This window comes from Natrononativus sp. DTA114 (genome assembly GCF_059736515.1).
Genome location: NZ_JCASSN010000003.1, coordinates 636189 through 649298 on the forward strand (window position 1 = coordinate 636189; position 13110 = coordinate 649298).

Annotated in this window: 13 protein-coding genes, 1 tRNA gene and 1 pseudogene; 8 read left to right on the top strand and 7 right to left on the bottom strand. The window is 60.5% G+C overall.

Translation table 11 applies throughout. The annotated features are described in order from the left end of the window. The first annotated feature begins 74 nt into the window (after window positions 1–74). Window positions 75–1127 (top strand): AI-2E family transporter, encoded by a 1053-nt coding sequence (locus tag AC6I6S_RS13375; RefSeq protein ID WP_497950783.1) that lies wholly within the window; start codon window positions 75–77, stop codon window positions 1125–1127. 9 nt (window positions 1128–1136) lie between these two features. On the opposite strand, the gene AC6I6S_RS13380 is transcribed toward AC6I6S_RS13375, so the two are convergent. Further along, complete coding sequence (locus AC6I6S_RS13380) at window positions 1137–1556, bottom strand: DUF7548 family protein (RefSeq protein ID WP_497950785.1); 420 nt, start codon at window positions 1554–1556, stop codon at window positions 1137–1139. Between the two features lie 163 nt (window positions 1557–1719). On the opposite strand from AC6I6S_RS13380, the gene AC6I6S_RS13385 reads away from it, so the two are divergent. Both AC6I6S_RS13385 and AC6I6S_RS13390 read left to right on the top strand, forming a co-directional pair. After that, a complete protein-coding gene (locus tag AC6I6S_RS13385; RefSeq protein WP_497950786.1) occupies window positions 1720–2064 on the top strand; it encodes a DUF5798 family protein in 345 nt (114 codons plus the stop codon). Between the two features lie 72 nt (window positions 2065–2136). Beyond that, window positions 2137–3117, top strand: coding sequence for a PLP-dependent cysteine synthase family protein (locus tag AC6I6S_RS13390; protein WP_497950788.1), 981 nt, complete (start codon window positions 2137–2139; stop codon window positions 3115–3117). Window positions 3118–3220: 103 nt separating this feature from the next. Here the strand turns inward: AC6I6S_RS13390 and AC6I6S_RS13395 are convergent, their stop codons facing one another. Continuing rightward, window positions 3221–3838 carry an RAD55 family ATPase gene (locus tag AC6I6S_RS13395; RefSeq protein ID WP_497950790.1) on the bottom strand — a complete coding sequence of 206 codons (618 nt, stop codon included), beginning with the start codon at window positions 3836–3838 and terminating at the stop codon, window positions 3221–3223. Window positions 3839–4002: 164 nt separating this feature from the next. After that, window positions 4003–4851 carry a geranylgeranylglycerol-phosphate geranylgeranyltransferase gene (locus tag AC6I6S_RS13400; RefSeq protein ID WP_497950792.1) on the bottom strand — a complete coding sequence of 283 codons (849 nt, stop codon included), beginning with the start codon at window positions 4849–4851 and terminating at the stop codon, window positions 4003–4005. Window positions 4852–5150: 299 nt separating this feature from the next. Between AC6I6S_RS13400 and AC6I6S_RS13405 the strand changes: the two genes are divergently transcribed. Continuing rightward, window positions 5151–5225 (top strand) — tRNA-Arg (locus AC6I6S_RS13405). Between the two features lie 146 nt (window positions 5226–5371). On the opposite strand, the gene AC6I6S_RS13410 is transcribed toward AC6I6S_RS13405, so the two are convergent. Beyond that, window positions 5372–5773 (bottom strand): VOC family protein, encoded by a 402-nt coding sequence (locus AC6I6S_RS13410; protein ID WP_497950793.1) that lies wholly within the window; start codon window positions 5771–5773, stop codon window positions 5372–5374. A 910-nt stretch (window positions 5774–6683) separates the two neighbouring features. Here AC6I6S_RS13410 and AC6I6S_RS13415 point away from each other — a divergent pair. Further along, window positions 6684–7085, top strand: a complete 402-nt coding sequence (locus AC6I6S_RS13415) for a helix-turn-helix domain-containing protein (protein ID WP_497950795.1) — start codon at window positions 6684–6686, stop codon at window positions 7083–7085. A 221-nt stretch (window positions 7086–7306) separates the two neighbouring features. Then, window positions 7307–8431 (top strand): MBL fold metallo-hydrolase, encoded by a 1125-nt coding sequence (locus AC6I6S_RS13420; RefSeq protein ID WP_497950796.1) that lies wholly within the window; start codon window positions 7307–7309, stop codon window positions 8429–8431. Window positions 8432–8525: 94 nt separating this feature from the next. Here AC6I6S_RS13420 and AC6I6S_RS13425 read toward each other — a convergent pair whose 3' ends face one another. The 3 genes from AC6I6S_RS13425 to AC6I6S_RS13435 form a co-directional block, all read right to left on the bottom strand. Next, entirely contained in the window at window positions 8526–8789 is a 264-nt protein-coding gene (locus tag AC6I6S_RS13425) for a DUF7521 family protein (protein ID WP_497950798.1), read from the bottom strand. Then, a complete protein-coding gene (locus tag AC6I6S_RS13430; protein ID WP_497950800.1) occupies window positions 8789–9148 on the bottom strand; it encodes an ArsR/SmtB family transcription factor in 360 nt (119 codons plus the stop codon). The genes AC6I6S_RS13425 and AC6I6S_RS13430 overlap by 1 nt, the downstream gene beginning before the upstream one ends. A gap of 224 nt (window positions 9149–9372) precedes the next feature. Beyond that, complete coding sequence (locus AC6I6S_RS13435) at window positions 9373–9849, bottom strand: hypothetical protein (RefSeq protein WP_497950801.1); 477 nt, start codon at window positions 9847–9849, stop codon at window positions 9373–9375. 304 nt (window positions 9850–10153) lie between these two features. On the opposite strand from AC6I6S_RS13435, the pseudogene AC6I6S_RS13440 reads away from it, so the two are divergent. Continuing rightward, window positions 10154–10423, top strand: a pseudogene (locus AC6I6S_RS13440) (DsbA family protein); the annotation flags it as partial. A 430-nt stretch (window positions 10424–10853) separates the two neighbouring features. Then, a complete protein-coding gene (locus AC6I6S_RS13445) occupies window positions 10854–12887 on the top strand; it encodes a hypothetical protein (RefSeq protein ID WP_497950802.1) in 2034 nt (677 codons plus the stop codon). Window positions 12888–13110: the final 223 nt, after the last annotated feature.

The following is a 13110-nucleotide window of genomic DNA, read 5'->3' on the forward strand; positions in this document are numbered from 1 at the left end:
TAGACGGCGACCTCTTAAGGGCCTTTCGCTCCCTGCACGCCCAATATCATACCCGGTGTCGGTGTATGCTCTCTATGACACCACCCGTCTCGGACGAGTTCCGCTCGAGCGATCGACTCTGGCTGGCGCTGCTCATCGTCGGCGTCGGCTTCCTCTCGGCGTTGATCGTCCTCCCGTATCTCCAGTACGTCCTGATCGCGATCCTGCTCGCGTACGTCCTGGCACCGCTGCAGCGCCGCCTCGAGCCCCGCATTGGTGCGACGACGGCCGCACTCGTCCTCCTCGTGATCGCGATGGTGGCGATCCTGATCCCGATTGCGGTGCTCGTGGCCGTCGCCGTAGAGCAGGCGATCGCGTTCGCGAACGCGGTGGCAGCCGGCGAGTTAGGTGCAGACGAACTCGAGGGACGACTCGGCGAGTACGGCCTCACGGTCGACCTCGAGTCGACCTACGAGACGGTACGCGAGCCGGCGGGGATGGCGCTTCGAGGGCTCGTCGACGACGTGGCGGTGATCGTCGGGGGCGTACCAGAGTTCCTGATCGGCGTCACCGTGTTGTTGTTCGTGCTCTACTCGCTGCTTCGGGACGGCGATCGACTCATCGACTGGCTCCGGACGGTGGTGCCGCTGCGTCCGGCGCTCCAGACCGAACTGATCGCGCGGATCGATCGGCTGATGTGGGTGTCGATCGTCGCCAACGCGGCCGTCGCGCTCGTCCAGGCGCTCCTGACGGTGCTCGGGCTGGCGATCGTCGGCGTCCCCGGCCTCGCCTTCTTCGGCATCCTTACCTTCGTCCTCGCGCTGTTGCCGCTGATCGGCGCGTCGGTCGTCTGGGCACCGGTCGCGATCTATCTGGTCCTCGTCGGACAGCCGCTCTCGGGGGGGTTTCTGTTCGCCTACGGGGCGGTCGTCGTGAGCCTCTCGGATAACTACCTCCGGCCGCTCACGGTCGGCCGCGGCGCCGATCTGAGCGTCGCGCTCGTCATCGTCGGACTGTTCGGCGGCGTCGCCGTCTTCGGCTTCGTCGGGCTGTTCTTCGGGCCGATCCTGCTCGGAACGTTCAAAACGGCACTCGAGCTGTACGCCAGAGAGCGCGAGGGCGGCGTCGGCCGCTCCGCTGGGGGGTAATCGGGCGGCTCACAGCAACTCGAGGCTCTTTGCGTACCACAGCGAGCAGGCGACCATCCCGACTGCGGTAAGCAGAACCAGCCAGCGGTGGTACTCGAGCCAGGAGGCCTCACCGATGCTGAGGACGACGTTTTCGGGGACCGAAACCGCCCAGATCGCGACGAACGCCGCGAGCATCATGCCGAGAACGAGGGTGAGCCCGGCGACGTAGTCGGGTGCGGTCCGTTGCTCTCTGCCGGCGGCAAAGAGGACGATACCGACGAGCGCCAGCACCGAGAGGAACTGCGGCCCCGCGAAGCCGAAGTCGTAGTAGGCGGGGAGCGCGGCGGTTTCCGCCTCGGCGAGAAGCAGGTACGGCGCAAAAACGGCGACGAGATACGAGATCGCCGCGACGATACCGGCGGTGGGGGGCCGTTGCTCGGGGCGCATACGCGAGGCGTCGGCGCGCTGTCGCATTAAGATCGACGATCCTGGCGCAGCGAGGGCAGCAGTTAGCTCCTCGCGTCTGCTGTCGATCGCCCGCGCTCGAGGCTGTGTTACGACGCGAACAGGAGGAAAAGGCCCAATTAGGTGGACGATAGATGCTGTACGTATGGGACTCGGCAGCACTGCGAAAAAGATCCAGATGGTTTCCGATCGCGCCGAACAGATGTACAAGCAGGTCCAGGAGCTCCAGGGCCGGATCATCAACCTCGAAGAGGAGGTCGACGACACCCACGACACCGTCAAGAAGATGGACCATCAGCTCACCGAACAGCGGGCGCTGTTGCTCGCCCTCGCCGAGGAACAGGGCCTCGACGGGGAGGAGATCCTCGCGGAGGTCGCGATCGACGACCTCGACGCGGCCGACGACGCGAGTGCAGCCGACGACGAAAGCGCGGGCGAGGCGGCGGATGAAGTCAGCAACGAGTCAGCGACGTCGACCGGCGGCGAGTGAGAAGACGGGATTCGCCCGCAGGCGAACCCGTGATGGCAAGACCTAACAACGGGGGCAACATTTGCCCCGATAATGACGACCCACGAGCGACCGTTGGACTCGGTGCTCGAAACCATCGGCGAGACGCCGCTGGTTCGGATTCACGACGCGCCCTCGGGCGTGCCGGTGTACGCGAAACTCGAGTCGTTCAACCCGGGAGCGAGCGTCAAAGACCGCATCGGGAAGTACATGCTCGAGCGGATGCTCGAGCGCGGCGACCTCGCGGCCGGCGGGACGGTTGTCGAGCCGACCGCCGGTAACACGGGGATCGGCTTCGCGATCGCGGCCGAACAGCTCGGACTCGACGCCATCTTCGTCGTCCCCGAGCGGTTCAGCGTCGAGAAACAGCAGCTCATGGCGGCCCTGGGTGCGGAGATCATCAACACGCCGACCGACGACGGGATGGGCGGCGCGATCGACCGCGCCCACGAACTCGCCGAGGAACTCGAGGACGCCGTCGTTCCCCAGCAGTTCGCGAACCCGCTCAACACCGAAGCGCACTACGAGACGACCGGCCCGGAGATCTACGAGGCGCTCGACGGAAACGTCGGCGCCGTCGTCGCGGGCTGTGGCACCGCCGGGACGCTGATGGGGATCGCCCGCTACGCCAGAGAACAGGACGCCGAAACGTACGTCGCGGCGGTCGAACCCGAAGGCTCGCTGTACGGCGAGTTTCTCGGGGAAGAGCGGACGGAAGGCGAGTACAAGATCGAGGGGATTGGCACCCACAACACCGACACGAACGAACTGTTCGAACCAGACCTCGTCGACGAGGTGTTCGCCGTTCCCGACCGACGGGCCCACGACGAGCTCATACGGCTGGCCCGCGAGGAAGGACACCTCGTCGCCTCGAGCGCTGGTGCGGCGAGCGCCGCCGCGAAACACGTCGCCGGAAAGATCGCCGACGGCGAGATCGATACTCCCTACGAGTCGGTCGTAACGGTGTTCCCCGACTCGAGCGAGCGCTACCTCTCGAAGGGGATCTATCGTTCGTTCGAGGAGTGGGAGGGGTAGTCGACTGCTCGTACGCCGTTTTGAACACTGTCGGTGACGAGCGACGGTGTTCTCGACCGTCTCTCCGGAACGTTCGAGGGGGTTCGGTTTCCACCGCGTGTCGCTACAGAGAGAGACCCGCCGTCTCCATCGTCGGCTCTCCGTCTTCGACCTGGATAACGGCGTCGAAGAGCTGTGTGAGCGTGTTCATCGTCTGTTCGTCGTGGGAGGTCGAGTCGATTATGTATACGCCGAGCGCGTTCGCGCTCTGGACGCGGCCGGTAAACACGTGTAAGAATCGAAAGACCGTCTGGAGATCCGAATACATGAGCAGCGTCGAAATCGAGTGGAGGAGGATGCGATTTTCGGTCCGGCCGTGGTCCTCGTAGAACTCCTGTAGAAACTCGGAGAGCTTGATGCCGATACCGGTCATATCCACGGGGGAGGAGGCGTACTTGATCCGCGGATCGGTTTCGGTACCGGTCCCCTGCTGCCTCGAGACGCAGTCGACGGCGCCGACGCTCGAGTCGTCGACGTCGTCGACGAGTTCGGTGAGTGCGGAGAGAACCCTCTGCGCACCGTCTTTCGTCGTTACGATGATCGATCCGTCACCCCGTTCGATACCGCTTGCAAGCACTTCGAGGCCAAGCCGTCGTTTACCCGAAAGCGGTGGCCCTGTGATCAGAACGTTCGTGCCGGGAGTGACTTTGGCCGCCTCGAGGGCAGGGGGTAGTTCATACATGCCTGATACTCACTTTCGTTTGTAGCGTGCGACGACCAGCACCCACGTACCGGTTGCTGCAGTACGGTATGAAAATATCACAAGGAAGGTATAGTACTTTTGATCAACACCCTTCCTCCGAAGCGGGGAATAGAACCGGCGTCATCGCGACCGCAGATCGTCTTTCAGCCGGCCGGCAACTCGGCCAACCGACCCACGATGAACGCGAGTGCAGCGAGAAACATGCCGTACTTCAGGTGGGATTGGCCGGCCGTCGGATCCGTGAAGCTCTCGTAGGCCGCGTACAGCATTACGACGTTGGCCGGAGCCACGACGAGCAGGTACGCGACGCCGAAGTATTCGAGAAGGTACGGCGCCGGACTCGCCAGAACCGCGAGGACGAGCAAGCCGGCGGCGACGAGCAGTGCCCGACGCTCTCCGAGCGCGATCGGCAGGGTGTTCAACCCCTCTTTCCGGTCACCGTCGACGTCTTCGACGTCCTTGATAATCTCTCGGGTAAGCGTCGATACGGCCGCGAGGACGAACAGGACGACTGCCGGCCCGATGTTCCCGACTGCGGCAGCCCCGAACAGGAACGTGCTCCCGACGAGGGCAGCGACCAGCGCGTTTCCGAGCCCCGGTAATCCCTTGAACAGCTTCGTGTACGTCACCAGCGCTATCAGATTCACCGCCGCAATCGCGATCGCTGCTGGCGGGAGCACCAGGGCGAGGGCGACCGCCACGACGAACAGACCGCTACTGAAGACGAGCGCACCGCGCGGACTCACTGCTCCCCGCGGGATAGCGCGTTCCGGTTGATTGATGCGATCGATCTCCCGGTCGAAGTAGTCGTTGATCGCGTTGCCTGCACCGACCGCGCACGCGGTCGCACCAACTGCCGCACCGACCTCGAGAGGGTACTGACCGAGACCGCCCGCAACGAATGCACCGATAGCGGTCAACACACTCGCAGCGACGACGTTTATCGGTCGCATTAACTCGAGTAATCCGCGAGCAGTCTCCCCCGGAGCCATGCTCGGGACTGGTCAGCGACGGGGTATAAACGGTCCGATACGACCGCGAATAGCGGCGGTACTACCGCCAGTCGCGGAGATCACAGACCGTGTGGGCCTCGACGGAGATCCAGTAGGTCGTTCGCACTCGGTTGTGTCAATCGGGACGACCGTCCGGGATCGCCGCCAGTGAGCACCTCGAGCGGCGACGACGAGTCGCTTGGGACCCGGCTGAAACACGATCCCCACGCGGGGCTCCTCTGTCCCGAAGCGACTCGAATCGAGTGACTTATACGGGGTCGACGGGAATTCGGATGCGAGGGCGCTTAGCTCAGTCTGGACAGAGTGCTTGGCTTCGGACCAAGTTGTCGCGGGTTCAAATCCTGCAGCGCCCATGTTTCTGTCGCGAACTAGTCCGTGAGCGACAGATACCGGCCGCGAAGGATTTGAACTAGACGTGGCGCAGCGCGAACGAAGTGAGCGACCGTCTCGGGCTGGTTCATACTCTTGCAGCACCTCTGATTTTGCGACGAACGAACCGCTACCCGCCGACTGCCATGAGTTCGACCGTGTAGCCGAACGGATCGGTGATGTAGTAGGACGTGTAAGAGCCGAACTGCTCTCGTTCGCGCGTTGCTTCGTTTTGAACGGTGACTCCCTCGTCTCGGAGATGGCGTTCGACAGTTTCTGGTGCCTCGCCGATCCGGAGCGCAAGGTGCCGGAAGGAGCCGTCGGGCGGAGTGAACGAGTCGGTCGGGCGTACGTAAAGACGAACGCTGTCACCGAGGTAGATCGGAAACAGGCCCGGATCGGACTGGATCGCTTCGCGCGGATCGTCGAACCCCGTTTCGAACCCGAGCGTATCTACGTAGAAGTCGAGCACTTCGTCGAGGCGATCATCGGGGAAGGACAGGTTGACGTGATCGATTGCGGTTGCGTGCATTTTCCCGGTTTTCGGGTGTGTGCTGTGGGAACTTGGGCCTGTCGCCCACGGAGAGTATCGGCCCGCGAAGGGAACGATTTCGCTGGAGCCAGAGCGGGACGCGGGTCTCTCCTCTAGAGGTAGCTCGATGACTCGCGAGTTCGTCCGCGGGAGTCGGCTGTACCACATTCTGAGATTGGTGCGATTGCCCACCCGTCGGCGCAAACTGGAGGCGAGGTTATCGTGTACTCGAGACTGCTCCGGAGGTGAGCACTGGTACTCGAGGTAATTCCAGAAGGTTATGGGCCACTTGTGGCCGCAAGCGCTGCATCGAAAATTGATGCGGACACCCGGATTAGCCAGTGCTCGGTCTACCACTTCACTTTGGCAGCAAGACGGTTAGACAGGGCCCCCTAGTCAATGCCTCTGATCAGCTATTCTGTGGCCACTTAAAGCCAGCAATTCATTGCAAGCAGTTTATGGAGGTCTCTGCTGGCTTTCCGGATCGAGGAGCCGGTCAGCGTGTGTTATTCGTGGTCTCTCAGGAACGAATTTTACGGGTGTACCCACTGCAGTGGGTGGGATACCGATCTCGTCGAGATGGGTGATCACGGTGGGAAAGCCGAAAATGACACTCTCACGAGATGGAAGGCGACCTTGAGTCCCCACCAGCGGCCGGGATCTCCCAGTACCCGTTTTCGAGGAGTCCGAGCAACGCTGCCTCCCTCTATCTCCGGATTCGATTGTTCAGGTATAGGCGAGAACAGGGTGCAAAATTCGTGTCGCTCGAGACCAGCGTCGTCACGACGGTGAAAATACGGTCGCGTAGCGCTCTGGCGACCGGAGACGTTCTCGTTGCGGCTGTTCATCGACTTTGTACAATATTCGCACAACCCTTATACCGGAGTGGCTCCTACCTCGAGCTAACACTATGGCAGATTCGATGGCAGAGCAACTCCAGCAAGATATGGAGTGTGAGGGGCTGTTGGAGTGCATCCACGGACTCAAACAGCTCGACAAGGACTGTTTCCGGGTGATGGTCGAACACGGCGAACCGCTGACGATCGACGAGATCGCAGACCAGGTCGATCGCGAGCGGTCGACCGCCTACCGATCGATCCAGCGACTGCTTCAGAGCGGGTTCATCCAGAAAGAACAGATCAACTACGACCAGGGCGGTTACTACCACGTCTATTTCCCGACCGACCCGTCGCAGGTCGCACGCGACATGCAACGGATGCTCAACGACTGGTATGCCAAGATGGGACAGCTTATCCAGGAGTTCGAGGACAAGTACGAACCCGTCGACACCGACGCCCCCGCCCAGAGTTAGCGAGGGAGAACGTAGCGCTGACTCCCACGAATATACCGATCACTGCCTGACCGAATCGTTCGTTCCCCTGCCTCTCAGCCGTCGGAACCGTGAACGCGAACGACCAGTCACGACGGCGACCTGATAAGTAACTGACTGCGAGGCGACAATTAGTCAGTCGATCGACGATCGTCCGCCTGACCAGCGGATTTAATACTCGCCATCGTGTAGAATTGGGTAGGATGAGCAATACCAATCTCGAGCCGGTGACCGTCGCCGAACGGAATAATGGGGGCGGGGCGGAGGACCTATTCATCCTCGATGTCAGAAACGAAGAGGACTACGAGGAGTGGCAGATCGACGGGAGCACGAACCTCCCCATCTACGACGAGCTACTGGAGTACGACTATTCCACGCTGGAGACACAGCTGGACGAACTCCCGACTGACACGGAAATCGCAGTCGTCTGTGTCGCCGGAGTCACGTCGGCACGCGCCGCGGCGTTCCTCCGCGAACACGGATTCGACGCGAAATCGATCGACGACGGGATGAACGGCTGGGGGCGCGTCCATCGTCAGTACGCCGTCGACGCCGTCGACGGCATCGTTCAGATCGTTCGCCCCGGAACGGGTTGCGTCTCGTATCTCGTTCACGACGGCGACGAGGCGGTCGTCGTCGACCCGAGCCAGTACGTCGATCGATACCTCGACGCGGCCGACGAACGCGACCTCGAGATCGTCGGGGTCGCGGACACCCACGCCCACGCCGACCACGTCTCCGGTGCTCGTCGACTCGCCGGCGAACTCGACGTCCCCTACTACCTCCACGGGGACGACGCCGGGTCGCTCGAGAATACCACCGCTCTCGAGGACGTCGAGTCGATCACCGTCGGTGAGCGCGAACTCGACGTGATCTACACACCAGGACACACGCCCGGTAGCGTCTCCTTCCAGTTCGGCGATGCGCTCCTCTCCGGTGATACGCTGTTCCTCCGTAGCGTCGGTCGGCCCGACCTCGAGGACGGCTCGGAAGACGCCGTGCGGACTGCCGCGAGCCAGCTGTTCGATAGCCTCGAGAAACTGCTCACGCTCGCCGACGATACCGTCGTGTTGCCCGGCCACTTCAGCGACGAGTCGATCCGCCCGCTGGCGACCGCACTCGGCGAGCTTCGGGAGGAGACGACCAACGAACTCCTGAGCTACGTCGAAGACGGCGACGAGGAGGCGTTCGTCGAGACGATCGTCGAGAGCCTCGCGGACGAACCGGCGAACTACAACGAGATCAAGCAGATCAACTGGGGCAACGAACAGCCGGGCGGCGACGTCGAGTCCCTCGAGCTCGGCCCGAACAACTGCGCCGCGAATTGAAAAGGCGCTTCTCCGGCGTCGAAACGTCCGACAATCCGGGACACGGCAGCAGTATGACACGACGGTGGCGGGATCGCTGCTCGCGAACCCTCGACTATTTCGTCAGCGAGAGCAGAACGAGCCCCATCCCACTCGAGACGATGACCGCCTGGACGAGGGCGGCCGACGCGATCGTCGTCCCCAGCAGCTGGTAGATGAGTCCCTCACAGATCGCGCCGGCCCCGATAAAGACGAACCCGCCGGAGACGTACAGCATCGGCGTCTGTCCGCTCCGACGATAGCCGTGATAGGACAGATACGCGATCACGAGACTCAGGACGAGCGTGACCAGTTTGGCGAGCAGGAACGACGCCTCCATCACTCCTCACCCCGCATATCGCTCCAGAGGTCGGCCATACTGTCCGCAAGTTCGTCGCGGAGTTCCACCGTCATCGAGAGCTGGCCGCCGGTGATGTGGACGTGGAGTTCCTCGAGGGTCGTCTCGAACTCGCTTCGGTGGGAACCGTCGGCGTCGACAGTGTGTCGTTCTTCGATGAGACCGTTCTCCTGAAGCGTCGATACCCGGCGATAGATCGTCGTGAGCGAGGCGTCACACTCCTCGCTGAGCGCTTTCGCGGTTTTCGGGCCGTGATCAGCTGCGAGGAGTATCTTCCGGGCGTACTCGTCCGCGAGAATCTGGAATATCGCCGCCGAATCCGAGGAACCCCTGGAGTGCACACGATATCCGCCGTCGTTCAGCGACAAATAGGCCACGATTCGCCGAACCGGTGAATCACCGCTACCGTTTTGTACCTGACTTCCGGCCGGTGCGGTGGTTCTCTCACCGACCGACGCCCCCTCTCGACCGACCAGCCGTTCTCGAGAGCCTCGAATCGATTGTGGTGGCCCCTGACCCACGGTGTCGGTTTCAGCGCTATTCGTCGGTGGGCGCTCGCGAACGATCACGGCTCGCAGGCCGGACACGACCGCTCGTGACGTACGAAGATGAGTCCCGCCAGAACCGCCACTGCGATAGCGCCGAGGAGCGGTCGTAACGGGTCGAAGTACGTCACGAGCGCGGACGAACCGAACAGTGCGAGCAGCACGACGTTACAGGTCGGACAGCCGACCGCCAGGAACCCGCCGACGAGACCGCCGAACGCCCAGTGATCTTCGCCCCTTGAGGCGCTCACTTCGTCTGCGGTTTCGATGGTGGTCGTCGCCAGACGTTGTGCGGTGTAGACACCGGCAAGCAGTGCGGTTAGCGTCAGGAACAGGTAATCGACCGGCGTTCGTGGAACCATCCGAACGAAAAACGGGTTCGGGATGAGCTCGGTAACGAGTCCGATCAGGAAGAACGTGCCGACGCCGACGGCCGCTCCCCACACCATCGCCCGCCCATCCGACACGAGTGGGCGAAAGAAGCCGTGATCTCTCATCTCGTCACCTTCGTCGTTCTCGCACACCGCTCGAGGGGATACGAAACCGCTCCGGAGAGGTTTGCCAGGAGTTTCCAGGCAGCGTCGCGCAATTTCATCCATTCGATCCAACAGGGTGACCACTCAAATCGCCAGTTACGGTTCCCCGATCCAGCAAATCGACGACTCCATTACAACCCCGGAGCGGAAACATCCGTCTCAATGTCGTTCGATCAGCCAACCCGCCGTGCCCTCCTTGCTGGCGGGGCCTCTCACTCTGGGTGCTGGCAGCACCTATTATTTCACACGGTCCGACACGATTTACTCCGGCTGGGCGTCGACTGAAAACCTCCTCGAGTACACCCGATCCGTTCCAGCTATCGACGCTGATTCCCTCGAGTCGTGTCTCGACGGCCGACGACCGGAACTCGAGGAAGAGGTCGACGCCGACGCGGAACTGGCGTCATCGTTCGGCATATCGGGAACTCTCACGCTCGTCGTCTTTGACCCGGAGTCGGAAGCTGCTGGAACGCTCGTCGGGGCGCAGCCGCCGGAATGCTTCGACGATGCGCTCGAGCGAATCGAAAACGCGTGAAACCTGACCGAGTGTGTTTTCGGGGACTGATACGGTTTGCTGTAATTCGTTACCAGGAGTCGCTCGGCCGGGACAGCGATCATGGATAAATGTTACAACGACCCGCATGAACCGGCATACTACAGCCGATGAACAGATCCCACCGATAACCGACGTTGCTTTTAGCCGTGAAGACGAACTATCGTTATGAACCTCCCGGTAGTACCGACGGTTTTGCTGTTCGTCATCGTCGGTCTCTGTCTCCTCGCATTGCTCTACATCTCTACCAGATGGGAGTGATGACACTGTGTCTCGTGACGAATGTGCCTGGAGGTTCCGTTCTCAAAGTCAGTGGTGTCGTTCTCTTACCCTTGTGTGTCAGACTATATCATACACGCTCTCTGTCGACGAACCGAGACAAATATGTTGCTGTGTTGGATAGTTATTAACAATGGTTGGTGACGAGTCATTTATCACCTTTAGGGCAGACGGCGAGGCTGTATGCGTCCACGATGAGCTAGAAGAGCAAACATTTCGGATCCAGACCAGCGCTGAACCAGTAGTACAACCAGCATTGACTGATCTTTTTGTCTTTCCCGTGGATCGTGCAGTTACGATTAGCACAACGGAACTGTCCCTTCCTCCACACAGTGACGCGTATCTCCGCGACGAAACTGGCGAAAACCTCGGCGAATTTACCACAGAGGAACGCCGTATTCCCAGCGGAACTTATTTCGTTGAACTATCTGGGCCAGTAAAGATCTATTTGCGTCTCTCGGGGAGTGCGTTTTCTGCAAGGTATCCACACCTCGATTCGAACAGTGCCTCACTGGAAATCTCCTTTGAGACCGACACTCCCGTCACGATTGGTGCTCGGTCGTTCCATACTCGTCCGCAGGGAACAATCACTGTCCCGGACGACCCACTCGAAGTGATGAAGGCGGTATCGTATCTCGGTTCCTCGATCAAGGAGTTCTCCTGTGAACGATCGTGGCCGTCGATTCGGGGACACCCACCGCGGATTAGCTGCGGTGAGGACCTGACGATCCCCGATACGCTCTCGAAGCCCGATACCGGTCTGACCATTACTGTACCTCCGAACTATGCGGACATCTATCGCGTTTCTCCGCTCGCGTTCTATCTCGGGGCGGGTGTGGAACCCGGTTCGCGAGCGGCACTACATCTCGAGAATGGGTACGTCGAATCGTTGCGGACCTCGTCAGAAACACTCGAGCAATCGGTCAACCGTGTGTTGAGTACGTGTCTGTTCCTCGACTCTCTTACACGTATTGGCGGCTACTATACTTGCCCACGGATCGAGTATCAAGAACTCGCTTCGCAACTCCCGTTCTATCCGCCAAACCTGTACGGGGAATCCCTCTCCGACCAACTCCTGGAATATCTCGAGGTCCCAATGTCACTGATTGATCCCTACCTTCCGAAATGGCCGCTGAACGCGATCGTGCCTGCGACGCCGTCTCAGGTCTCCCTGTTACCACACCTTTGTAACCGGCTAGCCCGGATTCGGACCGGCGAATTGGGCCGCGAGCCTGAGAGAATAACTAATACCGCGTGTGCGGTGTCAGCGTATGCAGAGTCGCCCATCCCAAACGGATGCAGCCAGATTATCGGCGACTCTTTTGAGAACGCGCTTCAGCGTACCCGGCCTGTGCCAGACGAAACTCGGTTCGTGTTCATCACTACTCCGGAACGCGGTGCACAGTTATCGTCTTTCGTTTCGAATGCCTCGTCCCAGACACGTCTCGAGCCGGATCGGATTTCAGTCATTACGAAACCAAGTAGAGACACGCTCGAGCAAGCGCTTCGAACGCCGTGTGAGTTTCTCTACTGTGATTTGCCAGTCACTAACGAGGGGGTTCAGTGTGCCGATGGCATAGTTGACCCCGCTGCGGAACGCGCTTTCGGCGCGAGTGCGTTCGCACTAGCCGGCTCAGGACGGACCGATATCGGCCGACAGTGCGTTCGTCACGGGGCTGTTGCAGGCATGCTCACGGAGGCGCGGCTACCCGCCCCCAGTATCATCCGACTTGCAGGATCCCTCCAGAAGGGTTTCTCGCTCCTCGAGAGCACACGCATCGCAGAAATCGAGCACTATACACCGTATCAGTTTATTGGTGATCCGACATGCACTGTCGTCAATCGGATGGGTGATTTCCCTCCCATACGGCTCGACATAACCTCTGTCGGCATTGATGAACACAGGGTTTCGATTTATTTCCAGCCGACTAGCGTCTGTTGGATCGGCTCTAGTGGACAGCTTGGCGATGGAATGTCCCTTGGAGCGCGACAACTGTGTGGCTCCGAAATCGAACAACCACACACCTACACGACCGAAGAGGTGGTTGCGTGTCTCGAAGATCATCACTACATCGTTCGATTGAACGGGAGCACGTATCACGGCGAGATAGATGCCTCGAGAAGACTTGTGCGCAATTCGGCTCGACGTGCACTCTCAGCACTGTAGCATCCCAGACCAGGGGCTTTCTTCTCCAGGCATGTGCCAGAGTAATCTTTACCGACTGTGCTAGTCTCATTTGACCCACCAGATTTTCGTTCGTGTTACGGTATTTTCAAATCGCCGGGGGATATATTTCCACATGAATTCTGTGGGCATAGTAATGTATTTCGAAGAGGATGGGACTCTCAAAGAGGTACTTCAGCAATCTGCGCAGGAAAAATTCAGTAAT

Coding starts and splice junctions, on each gene's coding strand:
- AC6I6S_RS13375 (WP_497950783.1), top strand. CDS start 75: ATGACACCACCCGTCTCGGACGAGTTCCGCTCGAGCGATCGACTCTGG.
- AC6I6S_RS13380 (WP_497950785.1), bottom strand. CDS start 1,556: ATGCGCCCCGAGCAACGGCCCCCCACCGCCGGTATCGTCGCGGCGATC.
- AC6I6S_RS13385 (WP_497950786.1), top strand. CDS start 1,720: ATGGGACTCGGCAGCACTGCGAAAAAGATCCAGATGGTTTCCGATCGC.
- AC6I6S_RS13390 (WP_497950788.1), top strand. CDS start 2,137: ATGACGACCCACGAGCGACCGTTGGACTCGGTGCTCGAAACCATCGGC.
- AC6I6S_RS13395 (WP_497950790.1), bottom strand. CDS start 3,838: ATGTATGAACTACCCCCTGCCCTCGAGGCGGCCAAAGTCACTCCCGGC.
- AC6I6S_RS13400 (WP_497950792.1), bottom strand. CDS start 4,851: ATGGCTCCGGGGGAGACTGCTCGCGGATTACTCGAGTTAATGCGACCG.
- AC6I6S_RS13410 (WP_497950793.1), bottom strand. CDS start 5,773: ATGCACGCAACCGCAATCGATCACGTCAACCTGTCCTTCCCCGATGAT.
- AC6I6S_RS13415 (WP_497950795.1), top strand. CDS start 6,684: ATGGCAGATTCGATGGCAGAGCAACTCCAGCAAGATATGGAGTGTGAG.
- AC6I6S_RS13420 (WP_497950796.1), top strand. CDS start 7,307: ATGAGCAATACCAATCTCGAGCCGGTGACCGTCGCCGAACGGAATAAT.
- AC6I6S_RS13425 (WP_497950798.1), bottom strand. CDS start 8,789: ATGGAGGCGTCGTTCCTGCTCGCCAAACTGGTCACGCTCGTCCTGAGT.
- AC6I6S_RS13435 (WP_497950801.1), bottom strand. CDS start 9,849: ATGAGAGATCACGGCTTCTTTCGCCCACTCGTGTCGGATGGGCGGGCG.
- AC6I6S_RS13445 (WP_497950802.1), top strand. CDS start 10,854: ATGGTTGGTGACGAGTCATTTATCACCTTTAGGGCAGACGGCGAGGCT.